General features: G+C 41.2%; 11 protein-coding genes. 5 read left to right on the top strand and 6 right to left on the bottom strand.

The features are described from left to right. Positions 1-154 precede the first annotated feature (154 nt). From LPB68_RS14400 to uvrB, 3 genes are all read right to left on the bottom strand, one after another. The gene (locus LPB68_RS14400; RefSeq protein ID WP_068657504.1) at positions 155-361 is read right to left on the bottom strand and encodes a hypothetical protein; all 207 of its coding nucleotides are present in this window, start codon (positions 359-361) and stop codon (positions 155-157) included. A gap of 286 nt (positions 362-647) precedes the next feature. After that, positions 648-3,509, bottom strand: coding sequence for an excinuclease ABC subunit UvrA (gene uvrA, locus LPB68_RS14395; RefSeq protein WP_068657506.1), 2,862 nt, complete (start codon positions 3,507-3,509; stop codon positions 648-650). 138 nt (positions 3,510-3,647) lie between these two features. Then, entirely contained in the window at positions 3,648-5,639 is a 1,992-nt protein-coding gene (uvrB, locus tag LPB68_RS14390) for an excinuclease ABC subunit UvrB (RefSeq protein ID WP_068657508.1), read from the bottom strand. A gap of 169 nt (positions 5,640-5,808) precedes the next feature. Between uvrB and LPB68_RS14385 the strand changes: the two genes are divergently transcribed. Further along, a complete protein-coding gene (locus LPB68_RS14385) occupies positions 5,809-6,606 on the top strand; it encodes a flagellar motor protein (RefSeq protein WP_068657510.1) in 798 nt (265 codons plus the stop codon). Further along, positions 6,590-7,417, top strand: a complete 828-nt coding sequence (locus LPB68_RS14380; RefSeq protein WP_068657512.1) for a flagellar motor protein MotB — start codon at positions 6,590-6,592, stop codon at positions 7,415-7,417. Before LPB68_RS14385 ends, LPB68_RS14380 begins: the two co-directional genes overlap by 17 nt. A gap of 146 nt (positions 7,418-7,563) precedes the next feature. Here the strand turns inward: LPB68_RS14380 and LPB68_RS14375 are convergent, their stop codons facing one another. Genes LPB68_RS14375 through LPB68_RS14365 form a run of 3 tightly spaced genes read right to left on the bottom strand, consistent with a single transcriptional unit; the run spans position 7,564 to position 10,864 of the window. Beyond that, complete coding sequence (locus tag LPB68_RS14375) at positions 7,564-8,721, bottom strand: ABC transporter permease (RefSeq protein WP_068657514.1); 1,158 nt, start codon at positions 8,719-8,721, stop codon at positions 7,564-7,566. Next, positions 8,714-9,916, bottom strand: a complete 1,203-nt coding sequence (locus LPB68_RS14370) for an ABC transporter permease (protein WP_068657516.1) — start codon at positions 9,914-9,916, stop codon at positions 8,714-8,716. The genes LPB68_RS14375 and LPB68_RS14370 overlap by 8 nt, the downstream gene beginning before the upstream one ends. 12 nt (positions 9,917-9,928) lie before the next feature. Continuing rightward, positions 9,929-10,864 (bottom strand): ABC transporter ATP-binding protein, encoded by a 936-nt coding sequence (locus LPB68_RS14365; protein ID WP_068657518.1) that lies wholly within the window; start codon positions 10,862-10,864, stop codon positions 9,929-9,931. Positions 10,865-11,075: 211 nt separating this feature from the next. On the opposite strand from LPB68_RS14365, the gene LPB68_RS14360 reads away from it, so the two are divergent. The 3 genes from LPB68_RS14360 (at position 11,076) to LPB68_RS14350 (ending at position 14,049) form a co-directional block, all read left to right on the top strand. After that, positions 11,076-12,233 carry a sensor histidine kinase gene (locus LPB68_RS14360; protein WP_068657520.1) on the top strand — a complete coding sequence of 386 codons (1,158 nt, stop codon included), beginning with the start codon at positions 11,076-11,078 and terminating at the stop codon, positions 12,231-12,233. Positions 12,234-12,253: 20 nt separating this feature from the next. After that, positions 12,254-12,943, top strand: a complete 690-nt coding sequence (locus LPB68_RS14355; protein WP_068657522.1) for a response regulator transcription factor — start codon at positions 12,254-12,256, stop codon at positions 12,941-12,943. 626 nt (positions 12,944-13,569) lie between these two features. Beyond that, positions 13,570-14,049 carry a hypothetical protein gene (locus tag LPB68_RS14350; protein WP_232510205.1) on the top strand — a complete coding sequence of 160 codons (480 nt, stop codon included), beginning with the start codon at positions 13,570-13,572 and terminating at the stop codon, positions 14,047-14,049. Positions 14,050-14,174 lie beyond the last annotated feature (125 nt).

The following is a 14,174-nucleotide window of genomic DNA, read 5'->3' as shown; positions in this document are numbered from 1 at the left end:
ATACAAAAAAACACCCTATCCCTGCAACTGAACTATGACGCCGTTAAGGGTCACAACTCAATCCACAATAAGGTGTCTTTCTCTAATCTCATTCTTGTCTAATCTTTCGTTACACTTTCCATGTCTCTCGATACCCTAACTAAACCTCGCGTTCTTAACTAAGCCAACCTAATACCATAGCGTAATCTGAGTATAGGAATACCAATAAACTGACTACACTAAATCCAATAGCAAATAGATTCTTATTAGGTTGAGTTACTAAACGAACAACGCCAATGAAGATGAGTACTGTGAACAAAATCATAAATATATCGAACACATGGAATTTGGATACAGTCTCAGCAGCCTCTGCCAACAGCATACATTTGTACCTCCTCTATGTAACTTCACACAATTGACTTATCTATACATATGTTATCCTGCTAACTAATCTTATGCAAGCCCTCTCAGTAAAAAAAATGGAATTTTCGTATTTTTCTATGACTTATTTCATTGATTGACCCATAATACTGTGCTTAATCACGTAATATGATCCTCAGTACCTTGATTGGTAATCATTCCATCTCACAAAAAAAGTGGCGCACAAACTATGATTGTCTGTACGCCATGCCTTAATATTGTTCATCTTATTAGTTTAAGTACTATCTCTAAATAGGAATACTTAACGATTCACTACGTGCTGTATCACGTTCTAATACTGGCTTCAAATATCTACCTGTATACGATTGTTCTACTTTAATAATCTGCTCTGGTGTACCTGTAGCTATAATTGTTCCACCACCACTCCCACCTTCTGGACCAAGATCAATGATGTAGTCCGCGGTCTTGATGACATCCAGATTATGTTCAATAACTAGCACCGATTCCCCTGAATCTACTAGCCGATGGAGTACGGTTAATAAACGAGATATATCGTCAACATGTAATCCAGTAGTAGGTTCATCTAGAATATACATCGTCTTACCTGTACTACGACGGTACAGCTCAGAAGCTAACTTCACACGTTGTGCTTCACCGCCAGAGAGTGTCGTTGCAGGTTGTCCCATAAGCACATAGCCTAGACCTACATCAAGTAGCGTCTGTAGTTTACGATGAATACGCGGAACATTTACAAAGAACTCAGTTGCATCTTCAATCGTCATCGCTAACACTTCTGCAATACTTTTACCCTTATACTTCACTTCTAAGGTTTCACGATTATAGCGATTTCCCTTACATACCTCACAAGGGACATAGACGTCGGGTAGGAAATGCATTTCAATCTTAAGAATCCCATCCCCACGACAAGCCTCACACCGACCGCCCTTCACGTTAAAGCTGAATCGGCCTTTCTTGTAACCACGGATTTTTGCTTCATTCGTCTGAGAATAAATATCGCGAATATCATCGAAGACCCCGGTATAGGTAGCTGGGTTAGATCGCGGTGTGCGACCAATCGGAGATTGATCGATATCAATCACTTTATCCAAATGCTCTAATCCAAGGATTTCTTTATGTTGACCAGGGCGAACCTTCACAGCTCTGTTCAAATCGCGGGCTAGCCTCTTATATAGTATTTCGTTTATCAGTGTAGACTTCCCAGAACCTGACACTCCAGTTACTGCCGTAAACACGCCTAAAGGAATCTTCACATTAAGGTTCTTCAGGTTGTTCTCTTTGGCACCTTTAATCTCGATCCAACGATCCTCTGGCTTACGTCGCTTCGTATTCACTGGAATGAATTTTCGTCCACTGAGGTACTGTCCTGTTAAGGAGTCGGGATGCTCCATGATTTCTTGTGGGGTTCCTTCAGCTATCACTTGTCCACCATGGATCCCAGCACCTGGGCCAATATCAATGAGATAGTCCGCCGCCATCATCGTATCTTCATCATGTTCCACAACGATAAGCGTATTACCCATATCTCGCATATGCACCAGTGTCTCAATCAGACGTTCATTGTCACGTTGATGTAGACCTATGCTTGGTTCATCAAGAATATAAAGAACACCCATTAAGCTTGAACCGATCTGCGTCGCAAGACGAATACGTTGTGCTTCACCACCTGATAACGTTCCAGCAGCACGGCTTAAAGATAAGTATTCTAGACCCACATTGGCCAGGAAACCCAGTCTGCTATTAATCTCTTTCAAGATCATATTCGCAATCGTGGTCTCCTTCTCACTCAGTTTAAGATTATCGAACAACTTCATAGCCTCACCGATGGAGAGACTCGTTACATACGCGATATTATGAGTATCGACCGTCACCGCCAAGATTTCTTTCTTCAAACGTTTACCTTTACAGCCCTCGCAAGGCTTAGCGCTCATGAAACCTTCTATAAAATCACGAATACCATCGGAGGCTGTCTCGCGATAGCGACGTTCTAGATTCGGAATGATACCTTCAAACACGACCATAGCTTCTTTACGTTGCCCGAAGTCATTCTCATATTTGAAGCGAATCTTCTGATCTCCTGTCCCATGCAATAACTTATCCATTTGTTCTGTCGTTAGTTCACTTACTGGAACATTCTGTGGAATGTTGAAATGTTCGCACACCGATTTCAGAAATTGCGGATAATAATTCGATGTACTCCCCGTCCAAGCTAAGAATGCGCCATCTTCTATAGATTTACTCATATCAGGAATGAGTAAATCCTGATCCACGATCATCTTCGCACCTAATCCATCACAATCAGGACAAGCTCCGAATGGACTGTTGAAAGAGAACATCCGTGGAGACAGCTCATCCATACTAAAGCCACAAATTGAACAGGCAAAGTTCGAACTGAACCGTAGTTCTTCCTCACCCATAACATCTACTAATAGCTGTCCATCGGATATTTTCAATGCTATCTCTATTGAATCGGCTAAGCGAGATTCCACATCCGGCTTGACGACAATTCGATCCACTACGACTTCAATCGTATGCTTCTTATTCTTCTCAAGCTCGATTTCTTCAGATAGTTCACGAAGTTCACCGTCTACTCTAACGCGTACAAATCCTTGCTTGCCAATATCCGTAAATACACTCTTGTGTTCGCCTTTGCGTCCAGTGATCACAGGTGCAAGTAACTGCACCTTTGTCTTCTCTGGATACTGCATAATTCGATCCACCATCTGTTCCACAGTCTGTGACGTAATCTCGATTCCATGTGTTGGACAATGAGGATGCCCAACACGTGCATATAGCAAGCGCAGATAATCATAGATCTCTGTCACTGTTCCTACAGTTGAGCGCGGGTTACGACTCGTTGTCTTCTGATCAATCGATATCGCTGGTGATAGCCCCTCTATAGAATCCACATCAGGTTTCTCCATTTGACCCAGGAATTGACGCGCATATGCAGAAAGTGATTCGACATACCGACGTTGTCCTTCTGCATAAATCGTATCAAATGCTAAGGAAGACTTCCCTGAGCCACTCAGACCTGTGAGTACGACAAACCGGTCTCTCGGAATTGTGATATCTATATTCTTAAGATTATTCACTCTCGCACCTTTTATAACAATATTCTCTATTGCCATATACATCATCTCCTTAAATTCTCACTATGTAAGTAGCGATACGCAGTATCGCTTAGGTTTATGCTTCCGTTGTTAGCGATACAAAGTATCGCTAACGTCTATGCTTCCGTTGTTAGCGATACTTCGTATCGCTTTTACTTACTCCGATTTTAATTCTAATAAAGCATCTCGCAACTCTGCTGCTCGTTCGAACTGGAGGTTCTTCGCCGCTTCCTTCATCTCCGCTTCAAGTCTCTGCATCACATTCTGACGGTCTTTCTTCGTTAACTTCGTTACATCCCCTGTGAGATAATCCGATTTCGATTCAGCCACTTTCGTCGCTTCGATCACATCACGAACTTTCTTACGAATGGTCTGCGGTGTGATACCATGCTTCTCATTAAATGCGTTCTGAATCTCGCGTCGGCGTGCCGTTTCATCGATTGCCTTCTTCATTGAATCTGTGATCTTGTCTCCATACATGATGACATATCCTTCAGAGTTACGCGCCGCCCGGCCACTGGTCTGAATTAGAGAACGCTCAGACCGAAGGAATCCTTCCTTGTCCGCATCCAGAATAGCCACAAGCGACACTTCTGGTAGATCTAGTCCTTCTCGCAACAAGTTAATCCCAATTAACACATGGAATACTCCAAGTCGTAAATCTCGAAGTATGGCCAAGCGCTCTAAGGTCTTAATATCGGAATGTAGATACCTTACCTTAATGCCGATTTCCTTCAAATAATCTGTCAGATCCTCCGACATCTTCTTCGTCAGTGTCGTTACAAGTACTCTCTCGTCACGTGCAATACGGATATTTATCTCCTCAATTAGATTATCAATCTGTCCCTTGGTTGGGCGGACATCAATGATTGGATCCAGAAGTCCCGTAGGTCGAATAATTTGTTGTACCATGATCTCGCAGCGCTCAAGTTCCAATGGACCTGGCGTAGCCGATACATAGACAATCTGATTGACTTTCCCCTCGAATTCCTCGAACCGTAATGGACGGTTATCAAGTGCTGAAGGAAGTCGAAATCCATGATCTACCAGCATCGTCTTACGTGCTCTATCTCCATTATACATCCCACGAATCTGCGGCAATGTAACGTGAGACTCATCTATAACAACCAGCATATCTTCAGGAAAATAATCCATTAAGGTATATGGTGTAGCACCCGCTTCACGAAAGGTTAAAGGACCTGAATAGTTCTCTATCCCTGAACAAAAGCCGACTTCATTCATCATTTCGATATCATATCGCGTTCGTTGCTCTAATCGTTGCGCCTCTAATAGCTTGCCTTGATCCCTCAATACCTCTAGACGTTCTTCAAGTTCGCGCTCAATGTTGACTAGTGCAACCTTCATCGTCTCTTCCTTCGTAACAAAGTGTGATGCAGGAAAGATTGCAATATGATCCCTGACACCAACTAATTCTCCAGTCAATACGTCAATCTCCGTAATTTTCTCAATTTCATCACCGAATAGTTCAACACGAACCGCTCGTTCCCCATTCGAAGCTGGAAAAATTTCAATTACATCACCGCGTACCCGAAAAGTTCCACGTACAAAATTCAGATCATTACGCTGATATTGAATATCGACAAGACGACTTAGAATCTCATTGCGTGGTTTCTCCATCCCCACACGTAACGATAGTAACAAATCAGAGTACTCCCGTGGAGATCCGAGACCGTATATACAGGATACACTCGCAACAATGATGACATCACGCCGTTCGAACAATGAGCTCGTCGCGGAATGTCGAAGTTTATCAATTTCTTCATTAATACTTGAATCTTTCTCGATATACGTATCCGTCGAAGGTATATAGGCTTCAGGCTGGAAATAATCGTAATAACTAACGAAGTAATCAACCGAATTATTGGGAAAAAACTCCTTGAACTCTGCTGCCAACTGAGCAGCCAATGTTTTATTATGTGCAATGATTAAGGTAGGACGATTCACTTTAGAGATCATCTGTGCAATGGTGAATGTCTTCCCCGTACCTGTTGCACCAAGTAATGTCTGCTCTCTCTTTCCCTGTGAGATCCCTTCCACCAATTCCGTTATGGCTGTAGGCTGGTCACCTTGTGGGGTATATTCCGATACCAGTTCAAACGGTTTGTTGTCTATCACAATATCGCTCATTGCCCAATACCACCCTTTTCATCTAAAATAGTAAAGTATATGTCGAGATTTCCCGATAATTATATTAACAGGAAATATATTTTCGATAAGAATATTTGTTCCCATTTATTATACTCGGATCAGATTATCTATGCAAATTTTAACTATAAGATCGGGGAGACTCATAATTATGGAAATTGTAACAATATTAGGTATTCTCGCTGGACTAGCTGCACTTATTGGAGGCTTTCTATGGGAAGGGGGACAATTATCTGGGTTATTCCATATGACAGCGGCCCTGATCGTATTTGGCGGGACATTCGCTGCTGTTGCCATTAGTTTCCCAGCATCCAAGCTGAAAAGTATACCAGATGCAATTCGTTATGCTTTTGTTCGACCAGAGAGCAACATCGAGCAACTTATAGAGGATGTTGTTGATATGTCCACAACCTCAAGACGGAATGGTGTATTAGCCCTTGAACAGAAATCTCAAGATCATCCGGATATATTCCTACGTGAAGGTATACAAATGGTCGTAGACGGGACGGATCCGGATATTATTAAACAAATTCTTGAAATTGAGATGGATCGAACCGAATTGAAGCATACTGGGTACGCCAAAATATTCGAATCCGCTGGTGGCTATGCACCTACCATGGGAATTGTTGGTACAGTTATGGGACTGATTCATGTCCTTGGAAGCCTTTCTGAACCCACACAACTAGGACCTTCCATAGCTGTGGCTTTTATCGCAACACTGTATGGAGTCGCCAGTGCTAATCTTATCTTTTTACCCATCGCATCCAAAATTAAATCGCGGAGTGAAGATAAAATTCAGAATATGGAGCTTCTTCTTCAGGGAATTCTCTCCATTCAGAACGGAGACCACCCTCAAATTGTACGCAAAAAGATAAGTTCACTCGAACCAGAAGACTACTTCCGTTCCCCTGTATTTCCAAAGGGAGGGTATAATGAGACATTTAAGTAGACGCGCACAGCGGCGAAAGGGAATTGGATCTGCTGAACCTAGTTCTCGAGATCGTTGGCTAATCACATATGCAGATTTGATTACATTGCTACTTATCTTTTTTGTCATGATGTATGCCATGAGTACTCTTGATGCAAGTAAATATGAAGGAGTTACTGAATCCCTTCAACTCAGTTTCAAATCAGGTAACTCAATTCTCGAACAAGGTTCTGGATTAACAGGGACTGCTGATCAGGAAGACGTAACCAAGGAACCAACTCAGGAGCAAGAGGGCAATCCTCAGGGGGAGGATACTACTGAATCCCAGCCTTTAACTGAACGTGAGTTAGCCTTTCGAGCACAGGAACAAGAATTGCAAGGTTTAATGTCCGTCATTACACAATATGTCACTGATAATGAGCTACAGGATCAAATTTTTGTGGCAGATAAGCCTCAGGGTATCTCTATTACACTTAGTGACCAGTTCGTGTTCGATACAGGACGAGCGGATCTCAAACCTGCTTCAGCTCCCGTATTATCTAAACTCGCCAGTCTTTTTAGAGATATTGGTACGACGGTAAGCATCGAGGGTCACACCGACAACATGCCGATCAAATATGCCTCTAACTACAAAGATAACTGGGAGTTATCTGGTGAACGTGCTCTATCGATTCTGCGATATTTCCTTGAACATGAGAAGCTGACTGCTGATGGGTTCCAATATGCTGGCTATGCCGATACTCGCCCTGTTGGCGATAATACGTCAGGACAAGGCCGCCAAAGTAATCGTCGGGTTGAACTCATCGTTCTGCGTCAATTGCAGGAGGAATAAATAAATTTGATGGAATACTAGAGTGTGGACTTTAAACTATTCTGCATAAATCACATTATTTCACTATCATATTTCAAGCACAAGTACCCCCCTGCAATATCTTGTAGGGGGGTACTCTATTTCTATTCTTATGTTCTCATCCATTCTTACGCACTAACTTTAGTATCACTAGGTCGTAGGATCACTGATCCAATGGCCAACAGAATGATCGCCATGAGTCCTAGAATAGAAAGAGGTAGCCAAATATCAACCAACTGATCTCCTGAAGCTACGCGATCCACAGCCTCAATAGCCCACTTCTGCGGAATAAAATTAGCTACCTTTTGCAAATATTCCGGCATGATAGATAGGGGCCAAAAACATCCTCCTAACATGCACGTTGGCGTAATGATCATGGCATTTAACATACCTGCATTCGTTGGATTTCGGACCATCCCGGCTACCGTACTTGCAATTCCCATAGATACTAGCATGAAAAGCCCTAATATTAAAAAGTGTGTTAAGAACGGAATATCATAATCATACTTCAATACATACCGACTAAAGATAAGTACAATAATAATTTGAATGATTCCAACGAATAGACTTCCTAGTATGTGTCCAAGCGCAATCTCATATGATCTTACAGGGGCACTATATATGCGTGCGATCGTTCTATTTCTACGGTCATCAATAATGATTTTAACGATGCTCGACACTAATCCCATCATGAACATAATGGTGAAGCCAGTCACATTACTAAGACCCGGCTTGGCGTATAGATTATAGTCCGTTCTCTCAGATTGAATCCTTTGGTTACCCATTTCCTCTATACTCTTAGCAAAAACCTCCACAGAAGTAGCGTTATCTGGATTGAAATTACTGATGATCCCGGCGGTTTGAGCCATCCCACCTACAATACGATCTAAACTCAGCTTAACAATATATGAAGCCTCATTCCCTGTAAGTTGATACATCGCGATTTGAGGTTCATTTCCGCTAAGAAGTTGTTCTGTAAATTCAGCAGGTATAGATAGACCTACCGATCTCTGCCTCCCCATAATCATATCTCTAACTTCCTCTTTACTACTCTTCAACTCTAGCACATAATCGGCGTTCCTTGATAATACATCAATTATATATTGACCTGCTGTACCAACATCTTCATTCGAATAAGGAATCCTCACTTCCGAATTATTACTCTGACCCATAAGTGCTACAGTCAGCGAGACAATGATACAAGGAAGAACAATAAAGAAAAGAATCCCCTTTTTGGTTCCAACCGTTCTCTTAATCATGTTCCATGCAATCATTAAGCTATTCACGATATCCCACCTTTCGATATACACCAGTTGTGACTATCACTAGAACCAGACACATCCCCGCTAGCATACCTATACTCTGCACAATATCTATAGGATCTGAATGTAGCATCATCTGTAGCAGACTTTCCATTCCCCAATAACTAACGGTCAGTTTCCCAATAACGCCTATCAAATCCACAGGAATCGGTGTAAACCCACCACTTAAGAAGGTCATCACTATAATAATGACTTGCATTAGCGTATCGGCACTTGAACTACTTTTAACCATCAATGTCACCAATGCGGCAATCGCCATCGATGCAATAATTAATAACAGACAGACCAATGCTAGGAACAGCGGTTGGTTACCCCATTCAACGCCATATAAAAAAGAGGATACCGTAATAATAATCGTTGCCTGAATGACCGCTACGATGCTATTCCCCAATATTTTACCTAAAAAAATTTGAGCAGTTGATATAGGTAGTGACTGAAGCCGATACAAGGTATGATTACTCTTTTCGTCAAATAGACTCGTGCTAGCCGTGCCACCCGCATATAATAGAAACATAATCATCATCGCACCAGCATAATACTGGGATGCAGAGTATGCCATTCCTGAACCGTTCAGGTTACCTACAGTAACATAAGATGGTGCGTCTTTACCCGAATTAGAATCTACACTGATGCTCGTAGGTTCACTCTCTTGCTCCAATTGGACATTGCCCATAACAGATGCCACCGCTAAACCATTATTCATTTCTTCTAAAAAAGTATCAAAAACCATCCCCGCAACAAGATTACTCTCCACTTTATTGCCGAGAATCAACTCTAACTTTGCGATATTTCCACTCATCACTTGAGATTCGAAATCAGGAGGTACAATGACAGCGTAATCCACTTCTCTTGCGCGTATTTTTTTCTCTGCTACTTCTCTTGTATCTACTTGTCGTAAATCAATCAATTCTTCCATGTTTTCACTGTTCAAATACGCTTCTAATTTTGCAGATACACCATTTTCAACGCTCTTATTGCTCACCATAGCTACCCTAACCAAATCGGCTTGAAACTCTTCATCATCACTGTAGAAGAAACTCGAAAGTGCTGCGCCTAATATGAATATAAGTATCAATGGCAGTAAGAATAAATTTATTACGACTGACTTTGAACGGAACATTCTTTGTAATTCATACCAAGCAATCGTCCATATACTCATTCCAGACGCCCCCTAATCACGTAACTTACGTCCTGTAAGATTTAGAAAAAGTGTCTCCAGATTCGGTTCTTCACAAGCCAAAGATTGGATCATGACATTGTGTTTAGCACAGATGAACAAGATATCTTGTAACTCCTGTTGAGAAGATACCACATACAGCTCAATCATATCGTCACTCGCTAAAACCTTGGAAATTCTAGGATGCAGCTTCAGTTCATCAATTACTGCTTCTGATATCTGTGATGTCTTAATTACAATTTTCTCATGACTGGCGACACGTTCACGTAATTCCTGCTGTGTACCACAGGCGATTACATGCCCTTGCTCCATAATAGCGACTCGATCGCTGATCGCCGCCACCTCTTCCATATAATGACTTGTATAAATGATTGTAGATCCCATTGCATTCAATGTGCGTACAGATTCAAGAATATGATTTCGTGATTGCGGATCAATACCTACCGTTGGCTCATCCATAATGATTAACTTAGGATGGTGCATAATTGAACACGCAATATTCAGCCTTCTTTTCATACCTCCTGAGTAAGTGGTTGGCTTTTCCTTCGCGCGATCACTTAATCCCACAAACTCTAAAGCCTCCTCCACCCGGACCTTTAGAAGTTTTCCACGTAATCCATACAGTTTTCCGAAGAAAGTAACATTATCTGCTGCGGACATCGTTTCATACAACGCCAATTCCTGAGGGACTAAACCAATTCTCCTTTTCACATCCAAGGGATGATCTTTTACGGAAATTCCGTCCACAACAATATTCCCTTGATCTAACTTCATAAGGCCACTCATCATATTTATGGTTGTGCTCTTCCCTGCCCCATTCGGACCTAATAGACCAAATATCTCTCCTTCACGAATGCTTAGATCCAAATGATCCACCGATATTTTATCTCCGTAACGCTTCACAACACCCTTCATTTCTACAAATGCCATGGCTATCGTCCTCCAGATCTGAATTGTCCTTTTCCATTATTATACGAGTCCTTCATTCCATTCAGAGGTACTAAAGGTCATAAACAATCGATGACAAAAGTCACCTATTTCAGCAATCCGCTCCTATGCTATAATAGGAACATCTTGGAATATCGTTATAACTAGAACCATTAAATCACTTTTTATATTTCTAATGAAGGATGTCGTTCTCTTGAGCTTTTATCTCTCATTTATTCGCTTCTCCATCATTATCTTGATAGGATTCGCCTCAATGTTTCTCTATCACTATGTAAATAATGGGCAATACACATTGCATATCCTCCTATACCTGAGTCTTGTGGCGCTAGAAAGATCTATTCCTAACCTTGCAATTAAAAACCTCATCATTTACATAGAAATCGTATTATCTGCCTGGTTATGCACTATATATGGTCAACTGATGTTATATCTATCGCTATCTTCTCTTTTTGCCTATTCTTTTTCGCCATCTCGCTTACTTATACGTATACTAACTTATGGAATTCATCTTCTTCTACTTAATCTTGCTTTTCAACATGATTCTTCCTTTTCAATAATCTCTATGAACTTCACCTTTCTTCTAACAGCGATATTGTTATCCTTATTGCAAAGTGCCACGGGTAGTCGTAACAAGACCATACATCTCTATGATGAACTTCGTAAGAAGCATTATGAGCTTGATGAAACACGCAAACGACTTGTCGAGTTCAGTCATCAAGTGGAGGCTGCAGCACAATCGAAAGAACGCGAGCGAATATCTAGGCAATTACATGACGATATAGGTCACCGTCTGATCCGTGTCAAAATGATGATGGAGGCCGCCATTCAAATCATCCCCACCGATTTTCCACGTGGATACGAGATAATGCTTCAAGTTCGAGATCAAGTATCTGGGAGTATGGATGACATGCGCAATACAGTAAAAAGAATGCGTCCCACTACCTCATTAAAAGATGAGTATGCTATTGATCGACTTCTTGAAAATATAGGTCGAGAAACAGGGATACATACGAAGCTTATGATCGAAGGCACTCCCATCCCTTTGTATCCAAGTATACAAATTGTGTTATACAAGAATGTCCAAGAAGCACTTACGAACGCCATAAGACATGGCGAGGCTACATCCGTCGAGGTGTTCATACAATATGGGAATGATGAATTATGTATGTTTGTTAGTAACAATGGTCCAATTGAAGGAATTCCCGATCCAAACAGTAGACAGCTAGGAATGGGTCTCAGTGGCATGGAGGAAAGGACTCAGTTAATTGGGGGGACCGTAGATATTCAGTGGGAATATCCATATACCGTTGTGACACGTCTACCCGTGTATGCGAGAAACGATATCATTTAGATAATCAAGGGGGAATCAACATGATTTCATTATTAATTGTCGATGATGATGAATTTATTCGCGAGAGCCTAAAGGTGCTTATCGCTATGGATTCGAAAATTAAGGTGGTTGGTTGTGCAGCTAACGGTGCGGATGCTGTAGCTTTAATGAGTTCCGGGTTACACGTAGATGTCGTACTCATGGATATTCGGATGCCTGTATGCGATGGCGTAGAGGGAACAAAACAGATAAAGAAACTCTTTCCGAACTCTAGAGTATTGATGCTGACTACATTTGATGATGATGAATTTATCATTCAAGCGTTGGAGAATGGTGCTAGTGGATATTTACTTAAGAACATCGCACCTGATCGAATTACCCAGGGGATCAAGACCGTTCACAATGGTGATATTCTCATTCATCCCGATGTCGCGCGTAAGCTTACAGGATTCTTGCGTCATTCGGTGAATTTAGAGACTCGAACGCAGATTGACTTACCGAATTCTCAAACTCAAAGAGATGAAATTTTGCTAACCAAATTCAGCCTGACCCCTATGGAGATCACGATCGTCCATCATATTTCAGAAGGACTATCCAATAAGGAAATTGCCCAGGCATGTTTCCTGAGTGAAGGTACGGTTAAAAATTATATTACGGAGATCCTTGGAAAGTTACAACTACGAGACCGTACTCAGATCGTCATTCACTATCTTAAAGCGCAGACGTCGTGATCATCGATATTGATACAGACCCGGATAAGTTCCATAAATAAACAGCGATATAGGAGTAACATCTACCCGTATAGAGTAACATCGCCATTTAGATGTATAAAGTACATCTAAATTTACCCAATTTCCTCCTCTACGTAATTTAGTTGCATTTAGTACACTTAATAGCCGAGGAATGTTAAAATCTCACGATTTAACTGATTTTAACTGTAACTTATACAACTAACTTTCTCTACACTAGTTTTTCTTCAAATTAATTGTACTTTATGCAGCTATTATACTATCGACGCTGTGAATATGATAATTTCACATGACTCTCCGAGATTTTCTTTCTTATGATCCATCGTAGATGACTCTCCATTCCTTCATTTCCACATTTATAAATATATAAATCTCTCTATTTCTCTTATCACAATTTCTGTCCGATTCTCATTCGTCCGTGCTCCCCTATAATCCTATTTGGAGGTTAAACGGACCTCTAGTGCGAATAGAATTATACTGCTATAATTCTGATATACTAGTGACGAAGAACGTCCTACCATCTAATGATGTGTGGGGCGTTTTTTTGTATGCGCTATGTTGCCTAATCAACGCTACCGCTCAACCATCGACAAAGGAGTTGTATGGAAATGAAGAACTTTGAGGACGAACATCAGTTATTTATTAAGCAACATCTAGATCTCCGATCGGGCGAGAGAAGAGGGCGTCTTGAACGAGGTCACAGTCATGGCGAGGTATTATTTTTAAAAAATATTTGGTGGCCTGTATATGAAAATTTTGATGGATTACATCCAGAATTTGAAGTTGCGGATTGGAGAGGACGATCCTATTACGGTGATTTCGCCTATCTGAGAGGACAATTAAAATTTATTATTGAGATCAAAGGGTATGGACCTCATGTCCGTGATATGGATCGACAAAAGTATTGTAACGAGCTAAACCGCGAATTGTTCTTACAATGCACAGGTTATCGTGTGAAATCGTTCGCGTATGATGATGTCTGTGATCGCCCAGAACTTTGTAGAAACTTACTGCAAATGTTACTAAATCACTATCTAGTGCTAGAACAACCAAATAATCGAACAACACTCAACACTATCCGAGAATGAAGTACTTCGATTTGCGTTATCCAAACCTACGCTAATTAGTCCAAAGAAAGTTGCCCTTCATTTCAATATCAACTACCGAACCGCCGTAAAAATACTTCAATCATTATGTTCCAAAGGTTGGCTCC

This window comes from Paenibacillus crassostreae (assembly GCF_001857945.1).
GTDB lineage: Bacteria > Bacillota > Bacilli > Paenibacillales > Paenibacillaceae > Paenibacillus_AQ > Paenibacillus_AQ crassostreae.
Note: the sequence above shows the minus strand (reverse complement) of the source record. Positions and strands in the feature narration are given on the sequence as shown.